We start from the raw sequence: 8890 nt of genomic DNA, 5'->3' as shown, positions 1-8890 counted from the left end.
GAACTGTACATTATGATACATATCTTCTTTCTATTAATACTTTGACGCTTACCTTGCAGTCCTCGGCGTACAGATCATCGCCGTTTGCTGTATCCTCCACGTCAGTAAACATAGTACCGCAGGTTAGGTCACAGAACAGCTCATAGCTAACTAAGCCTTCCCTTCTGTATACTTTTATTCGGTTCTTGTATTTATAGATATACTCAATACCGAAATCTTCCCACATCTTTAGAAGCAATATCTCTAGTTCTTTCATGCCACCATCCTTTCATCAATACCTGCGAGGGAAGCAATCAGTTGCTTCGCTACTCCAAGATCGAGGTTGTCTATGCCCTCATCGAGCATGGTCTGTGCCATGGCTTCCTTACGTTGCAGAGTTTCCTGTACGTGCTCATCAATAGTACCTTCACATACAAGGTAATAGACGGTAACGGCGTTTCGCTGACCGATACGGTGGGCGCGGGAGAAGGCTTGCTCAACATAAGCAGGTGACCATTCACAATCAAGGAAGATAACGTGAGTTGCTTGAGTGAGTGTAAGACCTTCACGGCAAGCAGGTGTACAGCCAATGAAGATTCTGCAATCTTCGTCGTTTTGGAATCTATACACTTCACGTTGACGTTCCGAAGTCATAGTTTCATCTAGGAGCTTACGTCTTTCCTCCTCAGGCATGTCATACCATTTCTGACCGTACTTCTTCTTCAGCAGTCGGACAGCAGAGTTTTCAGTCTTACCGTTGGCATCAACGTCACCATGGATGACCGCAGGTTTATGTTTTGCATATCGCTTCTCAATCAGCTCCACCACGGTGCGGAAACGGGAGAATATGATTACTTTTTCATTACCGCTTTCCACCAGTTCCTCGATCATCTCGTCAAGGGCTAGGAGCTTAGAGCTTGTATTCTTCCCTGGGGAAGCTCCGATCAGTTCGATGGAGTCTGTAACCTGTTGGAGTCGAAGGAGCTTAGTAAGTGCCGATGGAATCCTATCTAAGGAAGTATCCTTCAGCTCCTCCAAAATCCCCATCTTAACAGCCTGATACATCTTGGACTGAGTAGGGGTCATGGAGAGGTTGACTGTCTTGAATGCAACCTCAGGAAGCTCCTTCAGCTTGTCCTTCTTGCGTCTTCTGAGCATGTTCACCTGAATCAGGTTCTTCAGCTCGGGAATGTTCTTGTAGCCGACGATCTCTTTGCCGCCGAACCCTCCCATGATCGCATGGTGGCCACGGAACTCATACCAGTTCTTCAGTACACGTTTACCAAAGTGAAGGTAGTTGTACGCTTCAAGCGGTGAGTTGGGGAGTGGGGTAGCTGTCAGAACATAACGGCTACGGAAGTTCAACCTATGCACAAGGGAACCGATCTTACTTAAAGGGTTCTTGATCTTGTGGGCTTCATCCATAACACAGAACTGAAGCTCTTTGTAATTATCCAAAAGCTCAAGGTTGTGGATGTCACATCTGAAAGTCTCGTAGGACATAATGAGGACATCCCAATCTTCCTCATTTGTTAGTTGGCTGTACAGCTTGGCACGTTGGTTAACGGTACCTGCCATTACTACCGACTTTAGGTTGGTGTGCATGTGAATCTCGTCACGCCAGTTAAACAGCAGACTCGCTTTCGCCAGGACAATACCCCGTTTCAGATGCCCGAGCTTCTTCTTAGCTTCAATGGCGTTAGCAACCTGCCAAGACTTACCAAGACCCGCGTCATCAGCCAAGATCAGAAAGTCTTTGCTGACCAGTAGGTTAAATCCTTTGACCTGGAACTCTCCCCATGGGCGGGTTTTGAATCCACGGTGGTCGATAATGTCACCGTCTGCATTGTAGGTAACCGAGTATCCAGGGACAACTGGTTCACTTGGAATGTCGTCCTCACTGATACCACCGTTGCTTCCTTTCTCCTCGTCTGTCCAGTTGATCAGGAAGCTTCCCATCTTTTGCTCAAAATCTTCGCGGTAGATCAGCGGAACTGCCCAAACCTTTTGAATAGGACTATAGATCGCGCCTTTGACCTCGCTCATCGCGTCACTAAGCGTCTTGACGTTGCGAAAAGAAGCCTTAATCCACCATTTCCCGTCATTGCCTTTGATCTTTTCTGCGTTAATCACGTCAAACACCTCCTAGTTGATCTATACGATTTGAGAGTAAGGCTGTTAAGTAACCACCTCCTAAAAAAATAACCTCAAGTCCCTAAAGACTTGAGGTAGTGTTTTACGTCAATACCTTGCTTCTTAGCTCGGTAATAGACTTTATTGTATGTGGACTGGGGGAGAGGAGGGAAGTTCCCATCAGAATCTCTTAAATTACCCAGGTCTTTTTCTAAGTTGGGGGTATGGGATTGGTACTCTACATTAAAGCCCAAACCCTCGACTACCTCTCGGGGCTTTCCATATCCTAAGAGGTAGTTATAGACCGTCCTGTGAATCTGCCTAACTTCTGAAAGGTCAACGGTCTCGCCATAGTGATATTGCAAAAACAGCCTGATCTTTTCAGGCTCCTTAAGTGTTTTTAAGTCATCGAGTACCCCCACACCTTGAGCGGTTAGGGCGGGAGTAAGTTGCCCGAGATTGGACTTCAGATACAAGTAGAGTGGATAATTCCGCGATTTGAGCTTACTAAGGATGACTACCCCGTTTCGTGCATAAGTGGATAGAAGCTTCAATGACTGCATGACGTTACCCCTGCTCTAGTGCTGATAAGTCATCCTCAGTAAGTTCAATCTCAGCGAAACCTCTACAAACTTTCTGAAAAGCCACGAGCGTCTGTGTTTCATACATGATTTCAGTAGGGTTAAAGCCTAACATAGCTAAAGAATCGACCAATTCAGTTTGGTCAACAGGCAAACCTTTCAAAGCTTCAAGCATTGTTTCAATTACAGCCAAGAACATAACTGCCTTATTTACGTTTTCCATATATTTTGCTCCTTCCGCTTTCTCCTATTCTCGTGCCAACCGATAATTCCTATTACTAGGATAACCAGGGAGAGGTGGAAAATAACGCGGAGCATTTGCATAAATGAATTATCAAAGAAAATTATGATACCTAAAATAAGGAAACAAGCTAGACTGACTAAGAAGAACTTACTGTAAAACTCTCTCATTTTGTCTCCTCTCTCTATGTAGAAATTCAATTCAATAAAGAGACAGTAGTATTAATATGTTATTTTAATTGTTATATTAGTAGGTTTTTATTTATCATTAACTTCCTTTATTATTGAATCAATCATTTCTTCATCAATTAAAGTGTGAGCTTTTTCAAGAGCAACCATAACGCCTTGTGGGTTACCAAAATATACTGTATACAAAATAGGTGCAACATCATCTAATAAAATTCGATCAGCTTTAACCATACTTATTAGAGCTACCACGATCTCATGACCCTCGACTTCACCTGCCACAAACCTATCTCTAAGGTGTTGAGCAATAGCGTCCATTTGGCTTTTTGAATACGTCATAAAAATAACCTCCGACTGTTAAATGATCTCTAAATTTGGCTCCTCTCCAACGGCGGTCTGAATGTGTAAGCTGAGGAGTTATCTCACAATAATAAGACAAGTGGGGGAAATTATCAAGAAGACTTCTCTAAGTATTTCCGTTATTTCTTCCCCCCAAAAGTCTAAGAGTCAAAACTACTCATGCACAATGTTCTTACACTTCCGACACTTGACCCTCACTGAGCCAATCACAAAATCATTTGTTTTCTCGAACAGCAGATGATTACAATGAGGACACCTATGCTGATTCCAAATCTTTTCTTTTGAGTTCGACCTTACGAGTCGCTTGAGTGCCTTTAATATCCGCACTCGCGCTCACCCCCTTCCCAATTAATGCCTTAGCGTCTAGTATAAACTGATCGACCTCTTGCAACAACTCGAAGTCGGTTAGTTCATTAGAAGGTCTTCGTGAGCTTTTCATTCGTAAAACTCCCCCTTGATCTCACACCACAAGAAACCCCTCGGATAGGAGAGGGGTTGGTGGTTACTGATTCACTTATCTAAATACTTGCTCTCAAGAAGTTCTGACAACTTTACAGCCATGACCTTGGAAAGGTCTAGGTTGTCTTTTTCTTTCGGGAGGGAGGAGATCATTCTAGTCATTCTAAGGACTCCGTACCTGCCCATCAAGTTCTGCAACAACTGTCTCGTATCGCTAGAGACTTCTGTGCAAGTAACCTCTTGGAAGTAGTCTACGATTTCCTCCTCCTCTTGGGAGGGGATGTGACCAAACCCGAATTTTAACCAACCTCTTAACATTCCGATGACATATGGAAAGTTTCTCTTTTCGACACTTTTCTTGGATACTACGTGGAAGGCTTCAAGAATCCACTCGTAAGCAGGTAATCCCCTGTTTTGAATCAGTCTGTAGTACTCGCTGATTCCCTCCTTAACTTCAGCAGTGACGAAATTATAGTGCATTAGGTCTTTGAATATGTCATAAAGCACGTCTAATGTTTCCCTATCCCCGTTAGGTTTTCCATATCTTTCCTCATAATACTCTTTTAGTGACACTGCCACATTCTCAATCACGATTAAAACTCCTCTCCATTGTTTTTGTGGCGTGGATGGGTTGTGCCACCAGGGTACACTAGGGCACTCCCTACTGCCACCGTCTGATGTCCAGTGGCAGGGTGGGAGTGTCCTAATCTACCTTATGGAACGCGTATTGGAACTCGTTCTGTGTCTCCCCAGGTAACTCTATGTACCGATAACGCTGTTCATCGTCGTTCAGCTCGAACGTACCGTCATCATCCATAAAGATGTCTCCGTATTCAACCCCGAACTGCTCCATGATCGCATCCATAACGCCTACTTTATTCATACGAAACAACCTCCTGATAGTTAAGCCGCTTGTTAATTTCTTTGTCATTTGTCTGTATAAGGCTCGTACTTGTATTTTGCATCTAACCGCATCCTCTCAGAGGATTTAACCTGTGGTGGGAGTTGCACCTTTACGTGTGTAATGTCCTTGTTGCAGTGTGGGCAAGTCCATTGTTGTCCATTGCCGCAGGAGCTAAAGGATTCCTTGAAACAACCATCACACTTCTTCATGTTCATGGCGTATCGGTAGCCCCCTCTATGAATCGCTCAAGGTTCAGTGCTTTCATAGCCATCTCATACAATTCCTGTCCTACAACGTCGATGAAGAACTCCTTTTTATGTTCTGTGAACCAACGAGCATCGTTCTCACTGACGTGACCGAACTCAATGGCTTGGTAGCATACGTAGGCAGGGGTCGAATCCGTTCCCGTTCCTTTAACTACGATGTACTCATAACCTTCGTGCTCACCTCTATCGAACCTTACGACAGCCATTCCCAGGTCTTGAGCTAGATCGTGGTTAACCGATCTCTTGTGACCGTAACGGAAGACTGTATTCTCCATGACCTCATCGTACTCGAAATCTCCAAGGTCTCTAACCTGTTCGTCAATCCACTCGACGCGGCAGTCTTCGATGTCACTCTCAGCTTCCGACTCGTAGGTATACTCGCCGTTACGATCTTCTTCCTGGTCGTAATTGTCACCTGACATTGTAAGTATACACCACTTCTCCTCTACGAATAGAAGCTCCCGATCCACCCCACCGTTTACAAGGGTTTCGAGGTGGTCTTCAGCGTCACCCATAGAACCGAACTCTAATGAGTCATACTCGTTATTCACGTCAGCTACTTTCCAGTAGGAACCTACAACAAATTTCCTTTCAGAAATCTTCTCAAGGTGTTCACGGTACGCTTCCTCAGAACGCCACATGGTATTGTCGAGTGCAGTATGCGAACCCGTAACGATCTCATAGTCATCAATGTAACGAAACTCACTCAGGTCAACGGATTCCTCGTTGATGTGACTTATGGGAATCCAGGCAAGGATGTTGTCCTTTTGAATGACCCGAATGTTGCTAATCACTGCAAGCAGGTTCTCTCGGGTCTCCTTAGCTTCCTTAGGGATCAGGTTGATAAGTTCGTTTTGTGCAGTATCAATTTTGGAAAAACTCATGATGTAACCTCTTTCTGTGCTCGATGGCACTATAGGGTAGGGCGTTGTACCCTCCATGCCGTCCACCACCCGAAGGTGATAGGCGGGAGCAGGGGACAAATTACATACGAATCTTGCTGAGCTTCACACCGTATACACCTTCAACCCAGTCACGAACCGTGCTTCCGTACCCTATGAATCCATTCCATTCAAGCACACGGTCGAACACCTCGTTACGGGACATCTGAGCGATCTCCATGTCCTTAGAGTCATCATTAGCTTCAAGGTCAAGGTTCTGACGGACGTACCCCATGACCGAATGGGAGTACACATGGTTCTCAAACTCCTCAGCCGCATCCATCTTCTTGCGAAGGGCAGGGAGGAGGAGCTGATTGACGATAGCTTCAATCGTCAATGCGTCATTTCTACTGATACCATGCTCACTGATCTTGTTGGCACATTTATGTGGTTTGGTAGTTTCCATGGACACCCAGTAGTTTGGAGCGGATACAATGAAAACCTTACGTGCAGGGTTGTAAGACAGTGATACCTGATAGCGACCACCCGACCACCCTGAGTCAACGGATGCGGATACGGTAATGATCTCCTCGATAGGGTTAATTACTTTCAGTTCAAAGTTGATATTCTCTTCCATGTTAGTTCCTCCTGATTAGTGCTCGTCGGCACTTGATGTTGTAAAGCAGAGCGGCTATAATAGACCGTAGAAGGGAAGGAACAAGCGGCGAACTTGTTCCTCCCTGAAAGGGACTTAATCGACTCACGAACCTTGGCGGGGGAGGGAATCGGCTTTGTCCTTTTTCTTTTTGTTGAACAAGCGAAGGGAAGTCCTCAGCTTACTCAACAGGCGAACGGACTCGTTAAGCTTTTTAAGAATGCGATTGATAATTCCTAAACTAGCAAGAACGAATCCCAACACCGCTAAGGCTGTAGCGAAGAAGATGTCCATTTCCAGGTCACCCCCTTTGAAGGGAGGGTGTCCACCCCGAAGGTGGGGTGTCCCTTCTACAGCCCTTATAGACCGCTCCATTGAAAAGCCCACCCGAAGGTGAGCTGTCCTAGCAGGGTCTATGCAGGTACCACTTCTGTGTAATACTCATCGTGGTTCAGATTGATGTTAACCCCTCTCTCGATACGTTCAGCGGAACGCTCCGATACAGGCTCTTTGGTAATCGTCTCGATCACCTCGTCGTTCTTCCATGCTTTGATAACTACGTTGAACATGTTTACCCCTCCATCACCAGTAATTGTTTTTGTAGGTGTTTCAACCGCTCATTTGCTTCCTTCTCGGTAGCGAAGCCATCCTCGAACAGCTCGTTCTCCCAGTGTAAGCACCACTCACCCGCACTTGCATCCCCAGGGTCTAGCCATGTTACTTCGACTTCCTGATCGTCTTCAGCAAGGTTCTTGAATATGGTCTTCCACGTATTAAGGCTTTGACGTTGCATCAGTAACCCTCCGTCCAGTGTTCGCCAGTTTCCTCGCCCCATTGGGAGCGATCAGCCAACAGGCTACCGTCGAAGCCGTAGTCTCTACCACATTCGCATGTGTTGGTGAAGCGACCACAAGGTACTTCCTCACCGCATGAGCACTTAACGTACTTGTCCTTAAACATCTGCCAGTAGGTGGAGCGGTGGTCGAGTGCATCAAACTTACGCTCGATCTCCTCCATCTCCTCATAGGTACGTGCTTCAAACTTACCACCTTCAAAGGTTCTGAAGTTCTCGTCCCTACCACCAAAGATAACTACGACCCGTTCAAACCGTCCGATCATTGTTCCTCACCCTCTCCGAACAGCTCTTTATAGCTGTTAACGATTTGAATATCGTTCGTTGCAATTAATTCTGTTTCGCTTGTCCATACATTGACGTACTTATTGTGCAGTACAATATACTCAGTGGGGTTTATACCTTCGATTGCAATCTTTTTAGCACCATACAGAATAAAGCTGTCGTTTAAAACGCCCTCATAAACATCGTAGAGGATTAGTTCTCTACTTGCTGTTTCTATAATCTCATCCCTAAGCTCTGGACTGATCACTGCCTTTCCTTCGATGCTTTCCTTTCGGCGTACCCAGGCACTAAAGGTCATGTGGAATGAGGTGTTCTCGTCCAAGGTGAACAGCACCTCATCGAAACCTTCTTCGTTCAGTTTCTTCAGTACCTCCTCAGGTACGTCATTCATACCCTTATGGAGACCATTGTGGTAGGGCGATTGGTGATGCTTCTCAAAGCCCTCGGCGTACAGCTCATCAAAGGATACAAGACCGAACTGTACTGCGTTCCGAGGGTTGTTGATGCAGGTTTCTAGGTACTCATCCTTCAGACCGTTACTCTTGAAGCAATCGACGCACACCACCTCGCCGTTGTTGTGGTAGTGGGTGTCGGGGGAGCCTGAAGAAGGGAAGTGGCAGATGGGTTTACTACAACCCCCACATAGGCAATACTGATCTGAGAACCCGTATTCCATAACGATATTCTCGAACCATATGTCCTCAATCCCTGCCTTCTCAAGGGCTACCTCAAGAACCTCAGGTACAGCGCACCCTGCATAGGCTAGGCTACCGTATGTCACCAGTCGGTCACCTTGGATCAGTTGGTGATTGTTGATTGGGTCGTGGAAGTCACGGTATTCCTGAATGGATTCAGGTGCCAGTGCTTCAGCGATCATATACAAACAGCGGTCAATATCAGGGTAACCGTCCACGATGGCAAAATCCTCACCGTCACGGGTGGTAACCTGAAGAATACCAGTTCCAATAATCATTTCCTTGATGCTTTCTTTTGTGTGTTGCATAAAGTCATCTCCTTTACCCTCTCTATACGGTATAGGGGAGGGTATGTTAAGTAGCACTCTATAGGTGCTCAAGCGAAAGACCCATCCAGGTATGCTAGGATGGGT

15 protein-coding genes are annotated in these 8890 nt (G+C 45.8%); all 15 read right to left on the bottom strand.

Going from position 1 to position 8890, the window contains the following annotated elements; translation table 11 throughout:
* Positions 1 to 10 precede the first annotated feature (10 nt).
* The 15 genes from BK126_RS12890 to BK126_RS12815 all read right to left on the bottom strand — a co-directional run bounded on the left by BK126_RS12890 (position 11) and on the right by BK126_RS12815 (position 8785).
* The gene (locus BK126_RS12890; RefSeq protein WP_076313041.1) at positions 11 to 256 is read right to left on the bottom strand and encodes a hypothetical protein; all 246 of its coding nucleotides are present in this window, start codon (positions 254 to 256) and stop codon (positions 11 to 13) included.
* A complete protein-coding gene (locus BK126_RS12885) occupies positions 253 to 2112 on the bottom strand; it encodes a DEAD/DEAH box helicase (protein WP_076313040.1) in 1860 nt (619 codons plus the stop codon). The genes BK126_RS12890 and BK126_RS12885 overlap by 4 nt, the downstream gene beginning before the upstream one ends.
* A 74-nt stretch (positions 2113 to 2186) precedes the next feature.
* Positions 2187 to 2675: a hypothetical protein gene (locus BK126_RS12880; RefSeq protein ID WP_076313039.1), complete on the bottom strand. Its 489-nt coding sequence runs from the start codon at positions 2673 to 2675 to the stop codon at positions 2187 to 2189.
* 4 nt (positions 2676 to 2679) lie between these two features.
* Entirely contained in the window at positions 2680 to 2916 is a 237-nt protein-coding gene (locus BK126_RS12875; RefSeq protein ID WP_076313038.1) for a hypothetical protein, read from the bottom strand.
* 275 nt (positions 2917 to 3191) lie between these two features.
* Positions 3192 to 3458, bottom strand: a complete 267-nt coding sequence (locus BK126_RS12865; RefSeq protein WP_076313036.1) for a hypothetical protein — start codon at positions 3456 to 3458, stop codon at positions 3192 to 3194.
* A 277-nt stretch (positions 3459 to 3735) separates the two neighbouring features.
* The gene (locus tag BK126_RS12860; protein WP_076313035.1) at positions 3736 to 3918 is read right to left on the bottom strand and encodes a hypothetical protein; all 183 of its coding nucleotides are present in this window, start codon (positions 3916 to 3918) and stop codon (positions 3736 to 3738) included.
* A 71-nt stretch (positions 3919 to 3989) separates the two neighbouring features.
* A complete protein-coding gene (locus BK126_RS12855; protein WP_076313034.1) occupies positions 3990 to 4529 on the bottom strand; it encodes a hypothetical protein in 540 nt (179 codons plus the stop codon).
* 112 nt (positions 4530 to 4641) lie between these two features.
* Entirely contained in the window at positions 4642 to 4821 is a 180-nt protein-coding gene (locus BK126_RS12850; RefSeq protein WP_076313033.1) for a hypothetical protein, read from the bottom strand.
* 232 nt (positions 4822 to 5053) lie between these two features.
* A complete protein-coding gene (locus BK126_RS12840) occupies positions 5054 to 5992 on the bottom strand; it encodes a hypothetical protein (protein WP_076313031.1) in 939 nt (312 codons plus the stop codon).
* 100 nt (positions 5993 to 6092) lie between these two features.
* Positions 6093 to 6626 carry a hypothetical protein gene (locus BK126_RS28800; protein WP_083655874.1) on the bottom strand — a complete coding sequence of 178 codons (534 nt, stop codon included), beginning with the start codon at positions 6624 to 6626 and terminating at the stop codon, positions 6093 to 6095.
* Between the two features lie 123 nt (positions 6627 to 6749).
* Positions 6750 to 6938, bottom strand: coding sequence for a hypothetical protein (locus tag BK126_RS12830; RefSeq protein ID WP_143042083.1), 189 nt, complete (start codon positions 6936 to 6938; stop codon positions 6750 to 6752).
* Positions 6939 to 7057: 119 nt separating this feature from the next.
* On the bottom strand, positions 7058 to 7213 hold the full coding sequence (locus BK126_RS29415) for a hypothetical protein (protein WP_177178669.1): 156 nt from the start codon (positions 7211 to 7213) through the stop codon (positions 7058 to 7060).
* Positions 7214 to 7215: 2 nt separating this feature from the next.
* Positions 7216 to 7437 carry a hypothetical protein gene (locus tag BK126_RS12825; protein ID WP_076313029.1) on the bottom strand — a complete coding sequence of 74 codons (222 nt, stop codon included), beginning with the start codon at positions 7435 to 7437 and terminating at the stop codon, positions 7216 to 7218.
* Positions 7437 to 7763, bottom strand: a complete 327-nt coding sequence (locus tag BK126_RS12820; RefSeq protein WP_076313028.1) for a hypothetical protein — start codon at positions 7761 to 7763, stop codon at positions 7437 to 7439. Before BK126_RS12820 ends, BK126_RS12825 begins: the two co-directional genes overlap by 1 nt.
* Positions 7760 to 8785 carry a hypothetical protein gene (locus BK126_RS12815; RefSeq protein ID WP_076313027.1) on the bottom strand — a complete coding sequence of 342 codons (1026 nt, stop codon included), beginning with the start codon at positions 8783 to 8785 and terminating at the stop codon, positions 7760 to 7762. Before BK126_RS12815 ends, BK126_RS12820 begins: the two co-directional genes overlap by 4 nt.
* Positions 8786 to 8890: the final 105 nt, after the last annotated feature.

It is taken from the genome of Paenibacillus sp. FSL H7-0326, assembly GCF_001955535.1.
In the GTDB taxonomy this organism is placed as follows: domain Bacteria; phylum Bacillota; class Bacilli; order Paenibacillales; family Paenibacillaceae; genus Paenibacillus; species Paenibacillus shunpengii.
The sequence above is the reverse complement of the archived record's forward strand: the minus strand, read 5'-3'. Positions and strand labels throughout refer to the sequence as shown.